Raw genomic sequence first — 19122 nt, 5'->3', positions numbered from 1 at the left:
TCGATCCCGCGCCGAAAGACTGTGAAGAGGAATTGTTTCGACTACTGAGAGGGCTCACCGTGCCGAACCGGAGCATGACCGAAGACGATCCGCTCGAAGACTTCGACCGTCGAACGATCACCATCGACGCAGTGGCGAAGTCCGTGTACGTGGCCGGCACCGGTCCCGCAGTAATCGTCATGCCGGAGATGCCGGGCATCAGCCCGCATGTAGCGCGATTCGCCCGCTGGGTGCGCGACGCCGGTTTCACTGTCTTCGTTCCGTCACTGTTCGGCCGCGACGGCGCGGTCCCCACAGTGAACGAGGGGCTGACGGTGTTCAAGAGAGCCTGCGTCAGTGCAGAATTCCGCACCCTCGCTGCCGACGAACCGAGTCCGGCGGTCCGTTGGCTGCGTTCACTCGCCGCTTCCGCTCATGAGGAGAGCGGCGGACCTGGCGTCGGCGTGATCGGAATGTGCTTCACCGGTAACTTCGCGTTGTCGATGATGCTCGAACCCTCGGTCATCGCGCCGGTTCTCGCCCAACCGTCGTTACCGCTCGATCGACCGGACGAAACCGACAACGGGCCCGAAGAACTCGAAGCCGTGCGCTCGAGACTCGAGGCCGAAGACCTCACGGTGCTTGCATACCGCTTTCGAGGTGACTCGTTCTGCCGCGCACAACGATTCGCCGCCTATTCGAAGGCCTTGGGCGAGCGCTTCGTCGGGAAGGTACTACCCGACGAAGCGGCCAACGCGACAACGTCGCCGTTCTTCGAACACGTCATTGCCAATCCACACAGCGTGGTGACGGCTCATCTCGTCGACGAGGCGGGATCGCCCACCACCGTCGCACGAGACGAGATTCTGCAGTTCTTCCGGGAGCGATTGCTCGCGGAACGAACCAGCGATCAGTGAAGTTTCGTCATCCAGCCGTGGGTGTCGGCGAAGGTTCCGCGCTGGATACCCGTGAGGGTGTCGCGCAGTGCCATCGTCACCTCACCCGGCTCGCCGTCGGCGATGGTGAACTCGCCCTCGGCGGACTTGACGCGTCCGACGGGGGTGATGACTGCTGCTGTGCCGCAAGCGAAGACCTCGGTGATTTCACCACTCTTGCACTTAGTGCGCCATTCGTCGGTGCTGATCTTGCGCTCCTCGACGGCGAAACCGGAATCGGCGGCAAGGGCGAGCAACGAGTTGCGCGTGATGCCTGGCAACAACGAACCGGACAGCGACGGCGTCACGAGGCGAGCGTCGGGGCCCGAGCCGAAGACGAAGAACAGGTTCATTCCACCCATTTCCTCGACGTACGTGCGCTCGATGGCGTCGAGCCAGACCACCTGGTCGCACCCCTCGTCGGCGGCTTGCGCCTGGGCGAGGAGTGAAGCGGCGTAGTTGCCGGCGAACTTGGCCGCGCCGGTACCACCGGGGGCCGCGCGAACGTATTCGGTGGACAGCCACACACTGACCGGCTTGACGCCGCGCGGGAAGTACGCACCGGCAGGCGAGGCAATCAGCAGGTAGCGGTACTCGTCGGCGGGACGGACACCGAGTCCGGCTTCGGTGGAGAACATGAACGGACGGAGGTAGAGCGCGTCCTCGCCACCGGCTGCGGGAACCCAGTCGAGATCGACGTCGATCAGTTCGGTGATGGAATCGATGAACATCTGCGACGGGAGCTCCGGCATGGCCAGACGGCGCGCAGATGCCGCGAAACGCTCGGCGTTGGCCTCGACGCGGAACGAGCTGATCTCGCCACCCGGCTGACGGTATGCCTTGAGGCCCTCGAAGATGGCCTGTCCGTAGTGCAAAACCATTGCGGCCGGATCGAGCTCGATGTTTCCGTACGGCAACACCTGGGCGTCGTGCCAGCCCTTGCCCGCGGTGTAGTCGATCGAGACCATGTGGTCGGTGAAGTGCCGCCCGAAGCCGGGCGCCGCCAAAATGTCACGGCGCTCGGCGTCGGACTTCGGGGACGAGCTCTGAACACGAACGAAATCGGCGGCACCTGTCATGGGCGCAATCCTATCGAACGTGAAAAAGCTCTCTACTTGGTGTTGGTCTCCACGAACGGAGGAGACACCACGACGCACCGAAGAGCACGACCACGGACGTCGACTTCGATCTCGTCGCCGGCCGAGACATTGGCACCGGAATCGAGGAGCGCCAACGCAATTCCCACTTTGAGCGAGGGCGAAAACGTCCCCGAGGTGGTCTCGCCGATTGCCTCGCCGTCACGCAGAACACCGAGCCCGGCACGAAGCACGCCGCGATCGAGAGCCTTGATCCCCCAGAGTTTGCGAGCCGGGCCGGCAGCCTTCTCGTCGGTCAAGGTCTCTTTGCCCCAGAATGTCGGCTTCTTCCAACCGATCGCCCATCCGCAGCGCGCTTCGAGCGGAGAAATCTCGAGCGAAAGCTCATGCCCGTGCAGTGGATACCCCATCTCGGTACGAAGAGTGTCACGGGCGCCGAGTCCGGCGGCCTGCCCACCCTCGGCGCGCACTGCCTCGAGAAGCGCGCGGAACAACGGCTCGCTGTCCTCCCACCGCGGCAGGAGTTCGTAGCCGACCTCACCGGTGTAACCGCTGCGGCACACACGAACAGGCACGCCGTTCCATTCCGCATCTTCGTACGCCATGTACTCGATCTCGGTGGGAAGTCCCAGAGCGGTCAGAACCGCCACCGATTTCGGACCCTGCACAGCCAGCACACCGTAGGCACGATGCTGATCCTCGACGGTGATTCCGTCCGGTGCGAGGGCGACCAGAGCCGCAACGACGTCCGCGGTATTGGCTGCGTTCGGGACGAGGAAGATTTCGTCGTCGCTGACGTAGTACGCAATGAGGTCGTCGATGACACCACCGGACTCGTTGCAGCACAACGTGTACTGAGCCTTACCCGGCCCGATCTTGTTCAAATCGTTGGTCAGTGCGGAGTTCACGAATTCCGCGGCGCCCGCGCCACGCACGACGGCCTTGCCGAGGTGACTGACGTCGAAGAGTCCGACATTCTCACGCACAGAGGTGTGTTCGGCCACGACGCCGGCGTACGAAACCGGCATCTGCCACCCCCCGAACGGCGCGAACGTCGCGCCGAGTTCGACGTGGACGGGGTGGATCGGGCCCTGCAACAGTTGTTCGTCGGTCATGGCCCACAACCTATCGGACTTCGCCGATCGAAACATGTCCGCAGCGAGAGCTCACCCGGCCGCGACGATCGCCCGTCCGCAAACTGCAAAGGGCCTAACATCGACTCAGGCATCCGCCAGAACCGGACGCATCGCACACTCACCTCACAGGAGACACCTTGAGCACTCGCACAGCCCGATCGTTGGGACCCGACCTCGTTCTCGCCGGCACAGTCGCCAAGCGCGCAGAGATACTGGTCGTCGGTCTGACGTCGGGTCCGGACGGCCCCGAAATCGCACTCAGCGAAGGCATCGTCGCCGAAGACGTACTCGCCGAGATCCTCGACAGCCTCATCGCCGTCGGCGCCACGGGCAAGCCCGAGCAGCTCACTCGTGTCCCGGCACCGAGCGAACTGTCGGTCACCAGCGTTCTCGCCGTCGGACTCGGCTCTGCCGACAAGCTCGGCAGCGAGCAGATCCGTAAGTCCGCCGGCGCCGCAGCTCGCTCGTTGTCCGGCATCGACACCGTCGCAACCACGCTCTCGATCCTCGACCTCGGTGCAGCCGCCGAGGGATTTGCGTTGGGCGCGTACAGCTTCACCGAATTCAAGTCGTCCATGACGGCTCCCGGTCCCGATTCGCAGCCACTGGCCCGCGTCGAACTTCTGGTGCCGTCGCCGCGCACGAAGGAGACCAAAGCGACGCTGGCACGGTCGGCCGCCATCGCCGAGGCCGTCGCCACCGCACGCGAGTTCGTCAACACTCCCCCGAGCCACCTCTACCCCGCCGAGTTCGCCGCGCGCGCGAAGGCACTGGGCGTCGAGGCCGGGCTCACCGTCCAGGTTCTCGACGAGAAGGCACTCGAGAAGGGTGGCTACGGCGGAATCATCGGCGTCGGCAAGGGCTCGTCACGCCAGCCGCGTCTCGTCCGCCTCGAATACGCGTCGAAGAAGCGTGGTGCCCGCAAGGTCGCACTGGTGGGCAAGGGCATCACCTTCGACACCGGCGGAATCTCCATCAAGCCCGCCGCCGGGATGGAGAACATGACCTCGGACATGGGCGGCGCCGCAGCCGTCATCTCCACCGTCGTGCTTGCCGCCAAGCTCGGCCTGCCCGTCAACGTCGTCGCATACGTACCGATGGCCGAGAACATGCCGTCCGCGACCGCGCAGCGTCCCGGCGACGTGCTGACCCAGTACGGCGGAATCACCATCGAGGTCGTCAACACCGACGCCGAGGGCCGTTTGATTCTTGCCGACGCGATGGTTCGCGCGGGTGAGGACGATCCCGACTACATGATCGACACCGCCACCCTGACCGGTGCGCAGATGGTCGCGCTCGGCAACCGCACCCCCGGAGTCATGGGCACCGACGAGTTCCGTGACCGCGTCGCCTCCATCTCGCAGAGCGTCGGCGAGAACGGCTGGGCCATGCCGCTGCCGGAGGAATTGCGCGGAGATCTCGACTCCAAGGTCGCCGACATGGCCAATGTCACCCCGCACCGCTGGGGCGGCATGCTGGTCGCAGCTCACTACCTCAAGGAATTCGTTCCCGAGGGTGTCCAGTGGGCGCACATCGACGTCGCGGGTCCGGCCTACAACACGTCAGGGCCGTGGGGTTACACCGGCAAGGGCGGTACCGGCGTTCCCGTTCGCACGATGATCTCGGTCCTGGAGGACATCGCGGTCAACGGCTGACCCCTTGCTGTGCGCCTTTATTAACCCCCCGCGGTTAATAAAGGCGCACAGCAGTTCAGGCGCCGTCGCGTAATTCCTGCTCTCGTGCCCGCTTGCGTTCGATTCGCTTACGTTCGTCGTGATCGCGCATACGCTGCGGATATCCCGTTTTTCGGACGTCGTAGACCGGGATCTTCAGGTCTTGTCCCAATTTGCGGGCACCACGTTCGCCGCCGACACGACGACGAGTCCACTCCCCGTCCTTCGCAACCAGGACGACGGTCACCTCGGTCACCGTCGTCTGCGGTTCCACATAGGCTTCGACGCCTTCGTGCGAGTGCGCCCAATTCGCCAGATGATCCGCATCACTCTGCGCTGCGGCCTGAGCCGCACTCGGCGGACGCTTGAAACGATCGAACAGTCCCACGGTCGTACCCTCCTCGGTACCGACGCCGCGGATGCACCCCGGCGATATGTCAAGTTTGCCAGGCGATGTCCGTTGTGCCTGCGCACGACATACCGTTTGGTCCGCTTACGACGTTACAGCCGGACCCCCGACGCATACCTACTCGCCAGTAGCCGACACACCCGAAACGGACGGCATCCCCCTCATCGGACACGCCCGGCGTATCAATGGAAAGATGAACGACGGTGACGCCGCGCTCGCGCGTCGACATCGGCAAAATAGCTACAAGTAGCCGCACGTCGCGCGCCACTCGAGCACAATGCATTACGACCACAAGTCGACAAAATTCAACAACCCGAACACAACTGTCGAGGAGTCAAAAGACATGGCCTTCTCCGTCCAGATGCCAGCCCTAGGTGAGAGCGTCACCGAGGGAACTGTCACACGGTGGCTCAAGCAGGAAGGAGACACGGTCGAAGTCGACGAACCCTTGCTCGAAGTCTCCACGGACAAGGTCGACACCGAGATTCCGTCTCCCGTCGCCGGCGTCCTGACCAAGATCGTCGCGCAGGAAGACGACACCGTGGAAATCGGTGGCGAGCTCGCCCAGATCGGTGAAGCCGGCGAAGCCGCAGCACCCGCGGCAGAGGCACCCGCCCCCGCCGCCGAGGAAGCTCCCGCCGAGGAAGCGCCGGCTGCCGAAGCTCCCGCTGAAGAAGCTCCCGCTGCCGAGGCACCCGCTGCTTCGAGCGGTTCCGCTGAAGGTACCGCCGTGACGATGCCCGCCCTCGGCGAGTCCGTCACCGAAGGCACCGTCACCCGCTGGCTCAAGGCTGTCGGCGACGAGGTTGCCGTCGACGAGGCGCTGCTCGAGGTCTCGACCGACAAGGTCGACACAGAGATCCCGTCCCCCGTCGCCGGAATCCTGCTCGAGATCAATGCGCAGGAAGACGACACCGTCGAGATCGGTGGCCAGCTGGCCGTCGTCGGCTCCGGCGCACCCGCCGCGGCACCGGCACCCAAGGCCGCTCCCGCAGCACCGGCAGCACCCCCTGCCCCCAAGGCCGAAGCTCCGAAGGCCGAAGCACCCAAGGCTGAAGCACCCAAGCCTGCCGCCGCACCGGCCGCACCCGCTCCGAAGCCTGCTGCGGCTCCCGCACCGGCGGCTGCCCCCGCAGCGTCCGGTGACAGCAGCCCGTACGTCACCCCGCTCGTGCGCAAGCTCGCCACGGACAACGGCGTCGACCTCGCGACCGTCACCGGCACCGGCGTCGGCGGCCGCATCCGCAAGCAGGATGTGCTCGCCGCTGCGGAGGCCAAGAAGGCTCCCGCCGCCGCTGCTCCTGCTGCAGCACCCGCGGCCGCACCGGCCGCCACCGCAGCCGCAGGCGTCCGACCCGAACTGGCACACCTGCGTGGAACCACGCAGAAGGCCAACCGTATTCGGCAGATCACGGCCACCAAGACACGTGAGTCGCTGCAGAACACCGCTCAGCTCACGCAGACCTTCGAGGTGGACGTCACCAAGATCGTCGCCCTGCGGGCCCGTGCCAAGGCCGGCTTCATCGAGCGCGAAGGCGTCAACCTGACGTTCCTTCCGTTCTTCGCCAAGGCAGTCGTCGAGGCGCTGAAGTCGCACCCGAACATCAACGCAAGCTACGACGAGGCTGCCAAGCAGATCACCTACTACGACGCTGAACACCTCGGCATCGCAGTGGACACCGATCAGGGCTTGCTCTCCCCCGTCATCCACAACGCCGGCGATCTCGGCCTGGCCGGCCTGGCCCGAGCCATCGCCGACATCGCCAAGCGTGCACGCTCGGGTGGCCTGAAGCCGGACGAGCTCTCGGGTGGCACCTTCACCATCACCAACATCGGCAGCCAGGGCGCGCTGTTCGACACCCCGATCCTGGTACCGCCGCAGGCGGCCATGCTCGGAACCGGCGCGATCGTCAAGCGCCCGATGGTGGTCACCGACGAGAACGGCAACGAGTCCATCGGCGTTCGCTCGATGATCTACTTGCCGCTGACCTACGATCACCGTCTGGTCGACGGCGCCGACGCCGGCCGATTCCTCACCACTGTTAAGCAGCGGTTGGAAGAAGCCTCGTTCGAAGCTGATCTGGGCCTGTAAGCAACTGCTCGGCCGGCCGGGGCGTCATCTCCATCAGGAGGTGGCGCCCCGGCTTTTTCAGTACGGTCGGAGATATACGTTCGGATATCGAAGCACGCTGAATCGAAGGAGGCTTTCCGAATGCGAGTAGTCATCGCCGGCTCGTCCGGTTTGATCGGAACGGCCTTGGTGTCATCGTTGCGCTCCGACAACCACGACGTGGTGCGTCTGGTGCGACGCTCGACCGCCGGCCCCGACGAATCGCGTTGGGACCCGGACCACGACCGTCTGGACCTCTCCGTCCTGCAGGGCGCCGACGCCGTCGTGAACCTCTGCGGCGTCGGCATCGGTGACAAACGGTGGTCGGGTTCCTACAAGCAAGCGATCCGTGACAGCCGCATCGTCGCGACCGACGTCTTGGCCGAAGCGGTCGCGAGTGAGAAGGTTCCCGTCCTCGCCAACGCGAGCGCCGTCGGCTATTACGGCGACACCGGCGACAAGATCGTCGACGAGGATTCGCCGGCAGGCACAGACTTTCTCGCCACGACGTGTCGCGATTGGGAACTTGCCACCGAACCGGCGCGTGCGGCGGGTGCCCGCGTCGTCAATCTGCGGTCCGGCGTCGTGATTTCACCTCATGGGGGCATGCTCGGTCGGCTTCGGCGCCTTTATTCGTTCGGCCTCGGCGGGCGACTGGGCAACGGTCGCCAGTACTTTCCGTGGATCTCACTCGAGGACGAGTGCGACGCGATCAAGTTCGCGCTCACGAATTCCGAACTCTCCGGTCCCGTCAACCTGACCGGTCCGGCCCCTGTCACCAATGCCCAGTTCAATGACGCCATGTCCCGTGCGGTCCACCGCCCGGCTCCCTGGATCGTTCCCGGGTTCGCACTCGAAGCGTTGATCGGAGAATTCGCCAAGAGCGGCATCCTCGGTGGCCAGCGCGCCATTCCCGCAGCTTTGGAAAAGGCGGGATTCTCTTTCCGCCACAACACGATCGGCGAAGCGCTGGCGGCCGCACTCGGTTGATTCCGAAGTCGGGCGTAATCTCTACGTCCATGAGCAGCGCTGCCGTTTCCGCCCGGTTCTCGAAACTGCCGATCGCCGTCGAGCAACTCGGTTCGATCGACTACAACGCCGCGTGGGACCGCCAGCGTGAGCTCGCGGCAGCGCGGGCGGACGACATCGGACCGGACACGCTACTGCTCCTCGAACACCCGCCGGTGTACACGGCAGGACGACGCACGGAACCCGAAGATCGTCCCGTCGACGGCACGCCTGTCATCGACGTCGACCGCGGCGGGAAGATCACCTGGCACGGCCCCGGCCAGCTGGTGGGATATCCGATCGTGAAACTGGCCGAGCCCATCGACGTGGTGCGGTATGTCCGACGCATCGAGGAAGCACTGATCACGGTGTGCACGGACCTCGGCCTGAACTGCGGGCGCATCGACGGCCGCTCCGGCGTCTGGCTGCCCGCCGAACTCGCAAACGGGCAATGGAAGCCCGAGCGCAAGGTTTCTGCCATCGGCGTGCGCGTGCAACGGGGCGTGGCACTGCACGGCTTCTCCCTGAACTGCAATTCGGTCCTGACCGGATTCGACAACATCATTCCCTGCGGCATCCGTGACGCCGGGGTCACGACGCTGTCGCATGAACTCGGTCGCGACGTCACCGTGGACGAAGTCACTCCCGCTGTGACCGAGGCAGTGATCGCTGCTCTCGACGGAACCATGCCCGTCACCGAACGGAACGTAGAGCGCGTCACCTTCGAAAGCGCCTCGCCTACTCCGACTTTTACTACCGTTCAGTACAGCTGACGGGCTCGCCCGAACCCCGTTGCAGTAATCACCGGGCGTAGGATCACTGTCGTGACTATCGCCCCAGAAGGACGTAAGCTGCTCCGTCTCGAGATCCGAAACGCGGAGACGCCCATCGAACGCAAACCCAACTGGATCAAGACCCGAGCAAAGATGGGCCCCGAGTACACGGAGCTCAAGGGCCTGGTCAAGCGTGAAGGTTTGCACACCGTCTGCGAGGAAGCGGGCTGCCCCAACATCTACGAGTGCTGGGAAGACCGCGAAGCCACGTTCCTGATCGGCGGTGAGCAGTGCACACGCCGCTGCGACTTCTGCCAGATCGACACCGGCAAGCCCGAAGCCCTCGACCGCGACGAGCCCCGTCGCGTCGCGGAAAGCGTTCAGGCCATGGGCCTTCGGTACTCCACGATCACCGGCGTCGCCCGCGACGACCTCCCCGACGGCGGCGCCTGGCTCTACGCCGAGACCGTCCGCAAGATCCACGAACTCAACCCGGGCACCGGCGTCGAGAACCTGGTTCCGGACTTCAACGGCAAGCCCGAACTGCTCGACGAGGTCTTCGCCTCACGCCCCGAGGTACTCGCACACAACCTCGAGACCGTCCCCCGCATCTTCAAGCGGATCCGTCCGGCATTCCGGTACCAGCGCAGCCTCGACGTCATCACCGCAGCACGCGACTACGGACTGGTCACCAAGTCCAACCTGATCCTCGGCATGGGCGAAACCCCTGAAGAGGTCACCGAGGCGATGGCAGATCTCCACGCCGCCGGTTGCGACATCCTCACCATCACCCAGTACCTGCGCCCCTCGCCCCGGCACCACCCCGTCGAGCGGTGGGTCAAGCCCGAGGAGTTCGTCGCACACTCGAAGGCTGCAGAAGAGATGGGCTTCGCCGGCGTCATGGCCGGTCCGTTGGTTCGCTCGTCGTACCGCGCCGGCCGCCTGTATGCGCAGGCCATGGCACATCACGGCCGCGAACTTCCCGAGGCGCAGCGTCATCTGACCGAGGGCGGCGACGCTTCCCAGGAAGCCAGCTCACTCATGGCGCGCCTGAATCGCTGATCCACTTTTTGCTGTGCGCCTTTATTAACCGCGGGCGGTTAGTAAAGGCGCACAGCAATGGACGTATCCTGGGTACATGGCGAACGGCAGCAAATCCGGTAAGGGCAAACCCACCAAAGAGGCAAAGGCTGCAGCGAAGGCTGCCCGCAAGCAGGCTTCCAAGGAACGTAGAACTCAGCTCTGGCAGGCATTCCAGATGCAGCGCAAGGACGACAAGCTCCTCCTGCCGCTGATGATCGGCACCCTCGTCGGTGCGGCTCTGGTCTTCTTCCTGGTCGGCCTCATCTGGGGCCTTCAGTGGTTCCTGCTGCCGATCGGCATCGTTCTCGGTCTCCTCGGCGCCTTCATCATCTTCGGTCGTCGCGTCCAGAAATCGGTGTACAAGAAGGCTGAAGGTCAGGCCGGTGCCGCTGCGTGGGCGCTCGACAACATGCAGGGTGTGTGGCGCGTCACGAATGCCGTCGCCGGCACTACCCAACTCGATGCCGTTCACCGCGTCGTCGGACGGCCGGGTGTCATCCTCGTCGCCGAAGGTTCGCCGCAACGCGTCAAGGGCCTCCTCGCGCAGGAGAAGAAGAAGACCGCCCGCCTCATCGGCGACACCCCGATCTACGACATCATCATCGGCAACGACGAGGGCCAGGTTCCGCTCTCGCAGCTCCAGCGCTACTTGAACAAGTTGCCCCGCAACATCGACACCAAGCGCATGGACAACATCGAAGGTCGCCTCGCTGCACTGAGCGCACGCGGCGGCGGAGCAGCGCTTCCCAAGGGCCCGATGCCCGGAGGCGCGAAGATGAAGGGAATGCAGCGAACCATTCGTCGTCGCTGACACTCCCCCACAGCAAAACGAAAGACCCGGGCCCACACGGACCCGGGTCTTTCATTACTTCGAGAAATTTGTGTCAGCGCGATTTCACGAGCAAAGTGCCGGTCGCGCGGTCCTGCATACCGCGACCGTCGATGTCGGTGATGGTCGCGGGAATCACGAACACAAGCAGTGCCTGACGTCCGAGCGCGCGCACGAAGCCCACTCGGATCGGGCCTTCGATACGCGCAACCTGAAGTCCGAGGACGAACTGCCCCGGGGTGAAGTTGAACAGAGCCACGGTGACGACACCGACGGCGAACCACACCATCAGCGTGACAGTCGAGGTCATACCGTCGAAGAAGTCGCCGGTGATGAGCGAGGCCACTCCCACAGCCATCACCCAATCCACCAACAGTGCCGCGATACGACGGCCCGAACCGACCAGCGAACCCGGACCCTCCTGAGGGAAACCGAGGAGCTCGCCACGGTACGACTGCTCACGGCCGTCCGCGCTCTTCGGCAAAGCTGCTTGCGGCCCAGAGAGCCAAGTTCCGGTGATACGTGCCATGCTGTCCAGGATAGGCGTCGCAGCACCGTAGTCCAGATTTGCCGGGTTTTAACTGTGTGGCCGGTCACATGGACTTCGGAAATCCCCAGGATGCTGCGACGCGTAACACTGCCGAAACAAAGGGTTGACGAGCGGGCAACACCAGCTCCCTACCGTCTGCCTCGACGGATTCAACCGACATCACTTGGCTGAAGCGACTTAAGGAGCACAAGCGTGGCGTTCACCACGGCCGAAGAGGTCATCAAGTACATCGCGGACGAGAACATCGAGTACGTCGACATTCGGTTCAGCGACCTGCCCGGCGTCCAGCAGCACTTCTCGATCCCGGCGTCTGCTTTCAACCAGGACGTGTTCGAGGACGGCCTCGCATTCGACGGATCTTCGGTCCGCGGATTCCAGTCGATCCACGAGTCCGACATGATGTTGCTTCCCGACGTCACCACGGCGCAGATCGACCCCTTCCGCAAGGCGAAGACCCTCAACATCAACTTCTTCGTGCACGACCCGTTCACCCGTGAGTCCTACAGCCGCGACCCGCGCAACGTTGCCCGCAAGGCCGAGGAGTACTTGGTCAGCACCGGCATCGCGGACACCGCATTCTTCGGCGCCGAGGCCGAGTTCTACATCTTCGACTCGGTTCGCTACGACTCCGGCATGAACTCCGCTTTCTACGAATTGGATTCCATCTCCGGTTCCTGGAACACCGGCGCAGAGACCAACGCCGACGGCTCCCCGAACCTCGGCTACAAGGTTCGCGCCAAGGGTGGCTACTTCCCCGTCGCTCCGTACGACCACTACGTGGACCTGCGCGACGAAATCTCCACCAACCTGACCAACGCAGGCTTCGAGCTCGAGCGCGGCCACCACGAGGTCGGCACCGGCGGACAGCAGGAGATCAACTACAAGTTCAACACGCTGCTCGCAGCGGCCGACGACCTGCAGCTATTCAAGTACATCGTCAAGAACACCTGCTGGCAGCACGGCAAGTCCGCCACCTTCATGCCGAAGCCGCTCTTCGGTGACAACGGTTCGGGCATGCACGTCCACCAGTCCCTGTGGAAGGACGGCAAGCCCCTCTTCCACGACGAGTCCGGCTACGCGGGCCTCTCGGACATGGCTCGCCACTACATCGGCGGCATCCTGCACCACGCTCCGTCGCTGTTGGCCTTCACCAACCCGACGATCAACTCGTACCACCGTCTGGTGCCGGGCTACGAAGCCCCCATCAACCTCGTGTACAGCCAGCGCAACCGCTCGGCAGCTGTCCGTATCCCGATCACGGGCAACAACCCGAAGGCAAAGCGTCTCGAGTTCCGCGCACCCGACTCCTCGGGTAACCCGTACCTCAACTTCGCTGCACAGATGATGGCCGGCCTGGACGGCATCAAGAACAAGATCGAGCCGATGGCTCCGGTCGACAAGGACCTCTACGAGCTTCCCCCGGAGGAGGCTCGCAACATCCCGCAGGCTCCGACCAGCCTCGAGACGGTCATCAACCGCCTCGAAGCCGATCACGAGTACCTGACCGAGGGTGGCGTCTTCACCACCGACCTGATCGAGACCTGGATCTCGCTCAAGCGCGAGCAGGAAATCGCTCCGGTCAACCTGCGTCCGCACCCGTACGAGTTCGAGCTCTACTACGACGTGTGATCCGCATCCTGACGTAAGTCAGACCTGCGAGTACCGAGTCCGCCCGTCCCGCTTCTGCGGGGCGGGTGGACTTGTTTCGTCCGAGGGAAACCCCTCGGACAGATGATGACCGGCCTTCATACCGGACGCGGTCGAATCGCGGATCAGCCGCGGGCACGTTGACCGATGGCCGCATTGTTGACGATATGGGCGATTCGACCTGCCCGTGTTGCGTCTCGAGCGGCACTGACGATCCACCACAGCATCTGTTTGCGGGCGCTGGGCGGAAAACTGTCCCAGTTGCTTCGCGCTTGCGTGTCCAGGTCCAGCGCCGCCTGCAAGTCAGATGGTTCCTCGAGGTCTTCGACTTGGTCGAGAATCGTCCACCAACCAGTGGATTTCGCGGCAGCAATGGCACCACGACCAGCAGCGGTCATGAGGCCACGCGCCTCCATATCAGCTGCGCGTTCGCGGTTGAGTCGGGTCCAGGAACTCTTGCGTCTCCGCGGTGTGAACAGTTGCAAATTGCGCTCTTCGTCGAAGACGGTGTTGGTGGAATCGATCCACCCAAAGCAGATCGCTTCCTCAACGGCCTGAGGGTAGGGGCAGCGTGGTCGGCTGGTGGTGGTGCGCCAGGAGCACAACCACACTCCGCGGCCTGACGTGTGATTGTCCGTCAACCAAGTTCGCCACTGTTCGCGAGTCTCGGCGTGGATGATCGGGTAGTCGAACTTCCACGTCTGAGGGTGGACGGAAGCCGGCGGCGATGATTTCGAATCGGTCACTTACTCTCCAGCCTAGAGGGAATCGGATACGTGTCTCGATAGACGAGGGGCCTGCGCAGGGAACACGTCCCCGCGGCAACTTGGACGTGAATGGTCTTGTCGCGCAATCCTCTTCTGACTGTCATGGTGGCGAGACCCTGAGGTGAAGGGCGAGCCGACTGACGGTGTCGGCAAGCTCGGTTGGTTCGATGACGACCACTGGGGCGGTGAGCGCAATGCGCGCAACCGTCATGGCGAGCCTGCCGAGATCTTCGCTGCGGATCTCGACAAGGCAGCGGTCCGCTGCCACCTCGATCGGTGTGTGGTCAATCCATCTGAGTACGCCCTCGAGGTCGGCGAACGTAGCTTCGATGGCGAGTTTTGCATCGTGGTGACGGGGTGGCGAGCCAACTGATCTCGCGACGAAGCCTGCCGCGTCACCGCCCGGGATCTCGCGTGGCGTGAAATGACTGCCTGCCAGCCAGGGCTCCGAGAGCCGGTCCAGTCGAAATGTTCGCCAATCCGAACGATGGTGGTCCCATGCTACGAGATACCAACGACGCCCCGCCGTGACAAGGCGGTGCGACTCGACGAGTCGTCTGCTGCTCTCGCCATCACCTCGCCGATAGTCGAAACGAACGTGCTCGTGGTCGCGACATGCCGCAGCGAGCACACTGAGTGCTTCGGGATCGACGATGTCGTCATTTGCCCGCCGCATGGAACTGACGCTCGAATGCAGTGCCGACACACGTCGGCGTAGTCGATGGGGCAGGAGTGTTTCGATCTTCGTCAGCGCGCGCAGCGCCGTTTCTTCGATGCCTCCGATGGCGGCCTCGGCGGCGTAGCGCAGTCCGACGGCTACCGCCACGGACTCGTCATCGTCGAGGATCAGGGGCGGCACGTGCGCCCCCGTTGCAAGTCGGTAGCCCCCGTATTTTCCGGACGTGGAATCGACCGGATAGCCGAGGTCGCGTAGGCGATCGATGTCGCGGCGCACCGTCCGCTGCGTGACATCGAGTCGTGCGGCAAGTTCGGCACAGTGCCAGAAGCGATGAGTCTGAAGGAGCGAGAGCAGTTGCAGTGCTCGGCCTGTGGGATCGTTCCGCATTTCTTCAGATTGCCAGCGATCTAGGACTTTATGTGTCCACGATGCTCCCTATCGTCGGAGCAACCGGTCGATCCAGACACGAGATCGGTACTCGACTCAAAGGAGCATCCGTGAATCCATCCGACTTCCCCAGGCCCGTCCTCATCCCAGTGAACGGCGTGGAACTCGAAGTCTTCGAAGCAGGGCGACGCAATGCCGGGAAACCCATCGTGTTGTGTCACGGATGGCCAGAGCACGCCTATTCCTGGCGATACCAGGTGCCCGCCCTTGTCGAGGCGGGCTACCACGTCATCGTCCCGAACCAACGCGGCTACGGCAATTCGTCACGTCCGACCGAAGTGACGGACTATGACATCGAACATTTGGCGGGTGATCTCATCGCACTTCTCGATCACTACGGCTACGACGATGCCACCTTTGTCGGTCACGATTGGGGTGCCTTTGTCGTGTGGGGCCTTACCCTGTTGCACCCGGACCGGGTAAACAAAGTGATCAACCTGAGCCTGCCCTACCAGGATCGCGGAGAGCAGCCGTGGATTGAGTTCATGGAAGCCGTGCTTGGCGGTGATTTCTACTTCGTCCATTTCAATCGACAGCCGGGCGTCGCGGACGGGTGTTCGAAGACAACACCTTCCGGTTCCTCCGCAACCTGTACCGGAAGAACGAACCCCTCAGGGAACCTCAGCCGGGTATGGCGCTGATCGATCTCGCCAAAGCAGAGACACCACTCGGTGAGCCCCTGATGAGCGATAGAGAATTGGCCGTTTTCGTCTCCGCCTTCGAATCGACAGGATTCACGGGCAGTGTGAACTGGTACAGGAACCTTGACCGCAACTGGCATCTGCTGGCGGAGGTGGACCCGATCATCCAACAGCCCACACTCATGATCTACGGCGACCGTGACGCGATCGCGAGAGCTGAGAACCTGACAGAGTTCGTGCCCAATGTGGAAGTAGTCAATCTCGATTGCGGTCACTGGATCCAACAAGAAAGACCCGAAGAGACCAACCAAGCGATCTTGAACTGGCTGGAACGGCAGGATGCCACATAGTTTCAAGGCTAGGTGCGGTCTCAGTGAAAATGTCAGTCTCATTCAAGTCCAGTAGGGGGCTTGATCCGGACCGACCGTCTTCGAGATTTGGCGAGAGCGGCGGTAAACAAACCATGCACTCAACCCGACGATGGGCACAAGCCAAATCCCGACAGAGAAGGCGACAGCGCGCCACACACCGACTCGCCCGGACACAGAAACCACATCGGCCGTTCCGACAAGACACAGGGAAAGCCAAATCAAGGCGAGAATGAATCCGCCGCCGTACAGAAGAAAGAATGCTTCGAATCCGTCCATGCAGTCCATTCCACTGTCGGCGCAGTCCTGAAGCCCAGCCGCACCGAGTAGGGAAATGTTCACGGTGGCGATGCTACGGGCCAGGGCGTCCCGAACTGCCGAACAAGCGGGCGGATTCGGCGATGCGAACGCCGCTCAGCCCGAACAGAGTAGAAGCCCCACCCCCGTGGGGAGGGCGGGGCTTCCTCTGGTCCGGCGCTCACGCACAGTGGGAGGGTGGTGGACATGCCGGACCGACGACACGGCAGGGAGTCAAGCTGCCGCGCCCAAGCGCTGACCTGAAGGAATGCGCCTGAGATCGTGGTTACGAGAACCATCAAACCAGACAAACTGGACGCATGTTCAGGAATCGCGAGATTCGACCCCCGCACGTCAGAAAGATCTCACTGCACCCGATAGGTTTCGCTGCGGCCAGGATCAACCAACCGCCGCATGATCTCGTACGCGCGGTCCGGATCCGTGTACGGCGGAATCATCATCAGAACGAGTTGACGACCATAGATGTCGTCGAGATACATCAAATCGTGGGGCTGGCCAGGGTACGGACCCCGCACTTCCAGTCCGTCGACCTCGTCGATACGACGCTGCGCGCTGCTGATCGTGTTCCAGTCGAACGCAACCCGCGCGATCGGCCCCAACCTCAGCGAAAGTGCGGATATCAGATCGTGAAGCTCCGCCGTGACGTTCGTGGTCCACGGGAACCACGCGCCGTCAACCGATGCCTTGACGGCACCTTGCCCACGAAGCAGGAATCGCGGAGTCCGCGTCGGCGACGGGAAAGGTTGCCCGACATGGCGCTGCGGCGCTTCCATTGCATAGTCGAGAGTGCTGATGTGCGCCATGACGAGGCTCCTTGACGGAGGATTCGTGGAACCGTCAGGCAGAGGTGCCCGGTCGTGGGTTCCATACCTTCAGACTACTCCGCTACGCAATCCCGACTACGCATCGACGGAAATGATCACGCCGGTGTCGCCGTACGGGAACGGACCATTACCGATGTGACCGAGGGTGTTGAAGAATTTCGAAATAGGCACCATCACACCGTATTTCGCTTTGACTTTGCTGCGGATCTCGTCGAATTCAGCTCCACCGCTCACCAACTGAGCGGTCCCGGTGACCGGCGACGCACCGTCGGCAACCTTTCCGCGGTTGTTGCACGGCACTACGGTGACGCGTGGGTTGTTTCGCAGACGCTTGGCCTTACCCGACTTCGAGGAAGTCCAGAAGCCGATACGTCCGTCAGGCAGAGGCACGACCCACGTCGGCGTGGCTACGCCGTCACCGCTCTTACGGAATGTGGTGACCGAGATCGTCTTCTCTTCGCCCAGGGACATGAAACGAGCGTATGCCTCCACAACCTCCACGACCATGCACGCGAATGAATTTTCTCTACCCCAGGAGTTTCAAAACGGACAATTATCCGGACGAAGGTGAACAACAGGTGCCGAGTGGTGGAAATGTCGCGGAACGACCACGTCTGAGGTCGATTTGAGGCCCGGAGGTGTTGGAACATGACTTCTCGTGAATGCGGAACTCATCGTTCTCCTCGTCGTCGTCGTAACCGCTCTGGGGTTCGACTTCACCAACGGTTTTCATGACACTGGCAACGCTATGGCCACGTCGATTGCAACCGGCGCCCTCAAGCCCAAGGTGGCAGTCGCTCTGTCTGCTTCCTTGAACCTGGTCGGAGCTTTCCTCTCGGTAGAGGTTGCTGCCACCGTGGCCAAGGGCGTGGTGAACCTCGGAAATGTGGGTGGCCAAGCGCTGCTCACCATCGTCTTCGCCGGCCTTGTCGGCGGCATCATCTGGAACCTGGCAACGTGGTTGCTCGGCATCCCCTCGAGTTCCTCACACGCACTGTTCGGCGGCCTGATCGGCGCCGCCATCGCGTCCCTCGGCATGAGCGGTGTCGCCTGGAGCGGCGTCCTCAGCAAGGTTGTCGTCCCCGCAGTTCTCGCTCCCGTCGTGGCCGGCTTGGTTGCCGCGGCCGGCACCTGGCTCATCTACCGCATCACCTCCAACGTCGGAGAAGAAACCAAGGACAAAGGTTTCCGACTCGGCCAGATCGGTTCGGCTTCACTCGTTTCCCTCGCACACGGCACCAACGACGCTCAGAAGACCATGGGCGTCATCTTCCTCGCCCTGGTCGCCCACGGAACCATTTCCGCCGACGCGGACATGCCGTTCTGGGTCAAGCTCACCTGTGCGCTCGCGATCGCTGCCGGAACCTACCTCGGCGGTTGGCGAGTCATCCGCACTCTCGGCAAGGGACTTGTCGAGATTGCCGCACCACAAGGCATGGCAGCCGAAGCATCCTCTGCTGCAATCATTCTCACCTCCAGCCACCTCGGCCTTCCGCTCTCCACCACCCATGTGGCGACGGGTTCCATCATGGGAACCGGTCTGGGACGCAAGGGCGCCGAAGTTCGTTGGGGCGTAGCCGGACGTATGGCGGTCGCCTGGTTGATCACTCTTCCGTCCGCTGCAATCGTCGGCGCTCTGTGCTGGGGACTGGCCAACATCGTCGGCGGCCTGCCCGGTGTCCTGGTCGTCTTCGCCGTGCTCATCGCGTTGGCCGGCTGGATGTACCTGCGCTCCCGCAAGGAGCCCATCGATCCGAGCAACGTCAACGCCGAGTGGGACGGCGGCCTGGTACCCGCAGAGGTCCCCGGTCCGGACGCCCGCGTCACCACCGACGTCAAAGCCTGAAAG

20 protein-coding genes are annotated in these 19122 nt (G+C 63.3%); 11 read left to right on the top strand and 9 right to left on the bottom strand.

The features are described 5' to 3' along the window. The first annotated feature begins 74 nt into the window (after positions 1–74). Positions 75–896: a dienelactone hydrolase family protein gene (locus tag ABIE52_RS04760; RefSeq protein ID WP_082661511.1), complete on the top strand. Its 822-nt coding sequence runs from the start codon at positions 75–77 to the stop codon at positions 894–896. Here ABIE52_RS04760 and ABIE52_RS04755 read toward each other — a convergent pair. Beyond that, positions 890–1993, bottom strand: coding sequence for a branched-chain amino acid aminotransferase (locus ABIE52_RS04755; protein ID WP_003941766.1), 1104 nt, complete (start codon positions 1991–1993; stop codon positions 890–892). The genes ABIE52_RS04760 and ABIE52_RS04755 overlap by 7 nt on opposite strands. A gap of 32 nt (positions 1994–2025) precedes the next feature. After that, complete coding sequence (gene gcvT / locus ABIE52_RS04750; protein WP_003941726.1) at positions 2026–3126, bottom strand: glycine cleavage system aminomethyltransferase GcvT; 1101 nt, start codon at positions 3124–3126, stop codon at positions 2026–2028. 158 nt (positions 3127–3284) lie between these two features. Here gcvT and ABIE52_RS04745 point away from each other — a divergent pair, with 158 nt between their 5' ends. Further along, positions 3285–4802 carry a leucyl aminopeptidase gene (locus ABIE52_RS04745; RefSeq protein ID WP_019748919.1) on the top strand — a complete coding sequence of 506 codons (1518 nt, stop codon included), beginning with the start codon at positions 3285–3287 and terminating at the stop codon, positions 4800–4802. A gap of 55 nt (positions 4803–4857) precedes the next feature. Here the strand turns inward: ABIE52_RS04745 and ABIE52_RS04740 are convergent, their stop codons facing one another. Further along, positions 4858–5208, bottom strand: coding sequence for a hypothetical protein (locus ABIE52_RS04740; protein ID WP_003941713.1), 351 nt, complete (start codon positions 5206–5208; stop codon positions 4858–4860). A 364-nt stretch (positions 5209–5572) separates the two neighbouring features. Here ABIE52_RS04740 and sucB point away from each other — a divergent pair, with 364 nt between their 5' ends. The 5 genes from sucB to ABIE52_RS04715 all read left to right on the top strand — a co-directional run bounded on the left by sucB (position 5573) and on the right by ABIE52_RS04715 (position 11014). Further along, complete coding sequence (gene sucB / locus ABIE52_RS04735; protein WP_058039509.1) at positions 5573–7321, top strand: 2-oxoglutarate dehydrogenase, E2 component, dihydrolipoamide succinyltransferase; 1749 nt, start codon at positions 5573–5575, stop codon at positions 7319–7321. Between the two features lie 120 nt (positions 7322–7441). Further along, entirely contained in the window at positions 7442–8329 is an 888-nt protein-coding gene (locus ABIE52_RS04730) for a TIGR01777 family oxidoreductase (RefSeq protein WP_007730042.1), read from the top strand. A gap of 29 nt (positions 8330–8358) precedes the next feature. After that, a complete protein-coding gene (gene lipB / locus ABIE52_RS04725) occupies positions 8359–9120 on the top strand; it encodes a lipoyl(octanoyl) transferase LipB (RefSeq protein WP_003941602.1) in 762 nt (253 codons plus the stop codon). A gap of 51 nt (positions 9121–9171) precedes the next feature. Continuing rightward, entirely contained in the window at positions 9172–10182 is a 1011-nt protein-coding gene (gene lipA / locus ABIE52_RS04720) for a lipoyl synthase (RefSeq protein WP_003941610.1), read from the top strand. Positions 10183–10258: 76 nt separating this feature from the next. Next, entirely contained in the window at positions 10259–11014 is a 756-nt protein-coding gene (locus tag ABIE52_RS04715) for a DUF4191 domain-containing protein (RefSeq protein WP_192712981.1), read from the top strand. Between the two features lie 73 nt (positions 11015–11087). On the opposite strand, the gene ABIE52_RS04710 is transcribed toward ABIE52_RS04715, so the two are convergent. Next, positions 11088–11561 carry an RDD family protein gene (locus ABIE52_RS04710; protein WP_003941579.1) on the bottom strand — a complete coding sequence of 158 codons (474 nt, stop codon included), beginning with the start codon at positions 11559–11561 and terminating at the stop codon, positions 11088–11090. A 213-nt stretch (positions 11562–11774) separates the two neighbouring features. Between ABIE52_RS04710 and glnA the strand changes: the two genes are divergently transcribed. Further along, positions 11775–13211 carry a type I glutamate--ammonia ligase gene (gene glnA / locus ABIE52_RS04705; RefSeq protein ID WP_003941609.1) on the top strand — a complete coding sequence of 479 codons (1437 nt, stop codon included), beginning with the start codon at positions 11775–11777 and terminating at the stop codon, positions 13209–13211. A gap of 143 nt (positions 13212–13354) precedes the next feature. Here the strand turns inward: glnA and ABIE52_RS04700 are convergent, their stop codons facing one another. Next, a complete protein-coding gene (locus ABIE52_RS04700) occupies positions 13355–13975 on the bottom strand; it encodes a YdeI/OmpD-associated family protein (protein WP_042445829.1) in 621 nt (206 codons plus the stop codon). A gap of 121 nt (positions 13976–14096) precedes the next feature. Continuing rightward, positions 14097–15062 (bottom strand): helix-turn-helix transcriptional regulator, encoded by a 966-nt coding sequence (locus ABIE52_RS04695; protein ID WP_007735427.1) that lies wholly within the window; start codon positions 15060–15062, stop codon positions 14097–14099. A gap of 158 nt (positions 15063–15220) precedes the next feature. On the opposite strand from ABIE52_RS04695, the gene ABIE52_RS04690 reads away from it, so the two are divergent. Both ABIE52_RS04690 and ABIE52_RS04685 read left to right on the top strand, forming a co-directional pair. Next, positions 15221–15763 carry an alpha/beta fold hydrolase gene (locus tag ABIE52_RS04690; protein WP_354541461.1) on the top strand — a complete coding sequence of 181 codons (543 nt, stop codon included), beginning with the start codon at positions 15221–15223 and terminating at the stop codon, positions 15761–15763. Further along, the gene (locus ABIE52_RS04685) at positions 15754–16113 is read left to right on the top strand and encodes an alpha/beta fold hydrolase (protein ID WP_341514393.1); all 360 of its coding nucleotides are present in this window, start codon (positions 15754–15756) and stop codon (positions 16111–16113) included. The genes ABIE52_RS04690 and ABIE52_RS04685 overlap by 10 nt, the downstream gene beginning before the upstream one ends. A 42-nt stretch (positions 16114–16155) precedes the next feature. Here the strand turns inward: ABIE52_RS04685 and ABIE52_RS04680 are convergent, their stop codons facing one another. The 3 genes from ABIE52_RS04680 to ABIE52_RS04670 all read right to left on the bottom strand — a co-directional run bounded on the left by ABIE52_RS04680 (position 16156) and on the right by ABIE52_RS04670 (position 17744). After that, positions 16156–16473: a hypothetical protein gene (locus tag ABIE52_RS04680; RefSeq protein ID WP_228232664.1), complete on the bottom strand. Its 318-nt coding sequence runs from the start codon at positions 16471–16473 to the stop codon at positions 16156–16158. Positions 16474–16793: 320 nt separating this feature from the next. Then, positions 16794–17252 (bottom strand): DUF5994 family protein, encoded by a 459-nt coding sequence (locus tag ABIE52_RS04675; protein ID WP_003941615.1) that lies wholly within the window; start codon positions 17250–17252, stop codon positions 16794–16796. A gap of 96 nt (positions 17253–17348) precedes the next feature. Continuing rightward, positions 17349–17744 (bottom strand): PPOX class F420-dependent oxidoreductase, encoded by a 396-nt coding sequence (locus ABIE52_RS04670; protein ID WP_042445944.1) that lies wholly within the window; start codon positions 17742–17744, stop codon positions 17349–17351. A gap of 187 nt (positions 17745–17931) precedes the next feature. Between ABIE52_RS04670 and ABIE52_RS04665 the strand changes: the two genes are divergently transcribed. Continuing rightward, a complete protein-coding gene (locus tag ABIE52_RS04665) occupies positions 17932–19119 on the top strand; it encodes an inorganic phosphate transporter (RefSeq protein WP_192712980.1) in 1188 nt (395 codons plus the stop codon). Positions 19120–19122 lie beyond the last annotated feature (3 nt).

It is taken from the genome of Rhodococcus sp. OAS809 (assembly GCF_040546695.1).
Classification (GTDB): Bacteria; Actinomycetota; Actinomycetes; order Mycobacteriales; family Mycobacteriaceae; genus Rhodococcus_F; species Rhodococcus_F qingshengii.
This window is presented reverse-complemented; position numbering and strand designations above follow the sequence as displayed.

Excerpts from the sequence above, each read along its gene's own strand:
- ABIE52_RS04760 (WP_082661511.1), top strand. The coding sequence starts at position 75 with ATGACCGAAGACGATCCGCTCGAAGACTTCGACCGTCGAACGATCACC.
- ABIE52_RS04755 (WP_003941766.1), bottom strand. The coding sequence starts at position 1,993 with ATGACAGGTGCCGCCGATTTCGTTCGTGTTCAGAGCTCGTCCCCGAAG.
- gcvT (WP_003941726.1), bottom strand. The coding sequence starts at position 3,126 with ATGACCGACGAACAACTGTTGCAGGGCCCGATCCACCCCGTCCACGTC.
- sucB (WP_058039509.1), top strand. The coding sequence starts at position 5,573 with ATGGCCTTCTCCGTCCAGATGCCAGCCCTAGGTGAGAGCGTCACCGAG.
- ABIE52_RS04730 (WP_007730042.1), top strand. The coding sequence starts at position 7,442 with ATGCGAGTAGTCATCGCCGGCTCGTCCGGTTTGATCGGAACGGCCTTG.
- lipB (WP_003941602.1), top strand. The coding sequence starts at position 8,359 with ATGAGCAGCGCTGCCGTTTCCGCCCGGTTCTCGAAACTGCCGATCGCC.
- ABIE52_RS04715 (WP_192712981.1), top strand. The coding sequence starts at position 10,259 with ATGGCGAACGGCAGCAAATCCGGTAAGGGCAAACCCACCAAAGAGGCA.
- ABIE52_RS04710 (WP_003941579.1), bottom strand. The coding sequence starts at position 11,561 with ATGGCACGTATCACCGGAACTTGGCTCTCTGGGCCGCAAGCAGCTTTG.
- ABIE52_RS04695 (WP_007735427.1), bottom strand. The coding sequence starts at position 15,062 with ATGCGGAACGATCCCACAGGCCGAGCACTGCAACTGCTCTCGCTCCTT.
- ABIE52_RS04685 (WP_341514393.1), top strand. The coding sequence starts at position 15,754 with ATGGCGCTGATCGATCTCGCCAAAGCAGAGACACCACTCGGTGAGCCC.
- ABIE52_RS04675 (WP_003941615.1), bottom strand. The coding sequence starts at position 17,252 with ATGGCGCACATCAGCACTCTCGACTATGCAATGGAAGCGCCGCAGCGC.
- ABIE52_RS04670 (WP_042445944.1), bottom strand. The coding sequence starts at position 17,744 with ATGTCCCTGGGCGAAGAGAAGACGATCTCGGTCACCACATTCCGTAAG.